1 protein-coding gene is annotated in these 1,374 nt (G+C 73.6%); it reads left to right on the top strand.

Annotated elements, in window-relative coordinates; genetic code table 11:
- Window positions 1-522 precede the first annotated feature (522 nt).
- Entirely contained in the window at window positions 523-1,347 is an 825-nt protein-coding gene (locus tag ABZV34_RS39535) for an AfsR/SARP family transcriptional regulator (RefSeq protein ID WP_356288155.1), read from the top strand.
- Window positions 1,348-1,374: the final 27 nt, after the last annotated feature.

Raw genomic sequence — 1,374 nt, 5'->3', positions numbered from 1 at the left:
GCCTGGTCGACGACGTCATCGACCCCGCCGAGACCCGCGAGATCCTCATCCGCTCCCTGGCGATGCTGCACGCCAAACACGCCGACCTGCCCTCCCGCAAACACGGCAACCCCCCGCAGTAACCCTGCGCAGTAGCCCTGCGGCTCCCCCGCGCCCGCGCCCCGTGCCCTGCACTTCCCGGTCCCGGTCCCCGGTCCCCGTGCACCCCCGCCGCTCCGTATGTCCGCCCGGCATTCCGCACCAGGAGCAGACCCGACGGTCTGCTTTGCGGGGCGCCGGCCGCTCCCGCCCCGCCGCCATTCCCCCTGCCGGAGCAGGCCGGAGGAGGCCGTAACGGGACCGGAACGGACCGGAGTTGTGCAGAAAGCCTGACCGTCGCCCCTCCCCGGCGGCGCGCGGACCGCGGACGGACGGCCTCCCCTCACCCCCACAGAAACAGCACGACCGGTCGGGTATTGACAGACCGGATGCGCTGTTTTGTAATCGGGGGTGCGGCACGGGACACCGAGCAGGGGAGACGGCGTGGACATCGACGTACTGGGCGCACTGGCAGTGCGGGAGAACGGGGTGTCCATCACCCCGACGGCGCCGAAACCGCGGCAGGTCCTGGCGCTGCTCGCGCTCCGTGCCGACCAGGTGGTGCCCGTCGCGGCCCTCACCGAGGAACTGTGGGGCAACTCCCCGCCGCGCAGCGCCCGTACGACCCTGCAGACGTACGTGCTGCAGCTGCGCGAGCTCATCGCGCAGGCCCTCGACGACGGCCGCAGCGGCGCCAAGGACGTCCTGATGACCCTGCCGGGCGGCTATCTGCTCGTCTCCGGCGGCGGCAGCAGCGACGTGCGTGACTTCGAGCGGCTCGCGGGGGAGGGCTACCGGGCCATGGACCAGGGGGCGTTCGCCGAGGCGGCCCGCATCCTGGCCGGGGCGCTGCGGCTGTGGACGGGGGCCGCGTTCGCCGACGTACAGGCCGGGGCGCAGCTGGCGATGGAGACCCGGCGGCTGGAGGAGAGCCGGCTGTGCGCGCTGGACCAGCGCATCGAGGCCGACCTGCGGCTGGGCCGCCACCGTGAACTGCTGCCCGAACTGACCGTGCTGACCAGCCGTTACCGCACCCACGAGAACCTGCACGCGCAGTTCATGCTGGCGCTGCACCGCTCCGGCCGGCGCAGCGAGTCGCTCAGCGTCTACCACCAGCTGCGGGCCACCCTCGTCAACGACCTGGGCCTGGAGCCCTCGCCGCGGCTGCGGCGGCTGCAGCACTCCATCCAGACGGCGGCGCCGGAGACGGCGGCAATGCCCGCACCGTTCGACGGCGCGGGACCCCCCGCGCCCGCACGGGCCCGGTGAAAGCGCACCGCCCGCACGGCAGCGGCA

The sequence above is a fragment of the Streptomyces sp. NPDC005195 genome (assembly GCF_040608315.1).
GTDB classification, from domain to species: domain Bacteria; phylum Actinomycetota; class Actinomycetes; order Streptomycetales; family Streptomycetaceae; genus Streptomyces; species Streptomyces kaempferi.
This window is presented reverse-complemented; position numbering and strand designations above follow the sequence as displayed.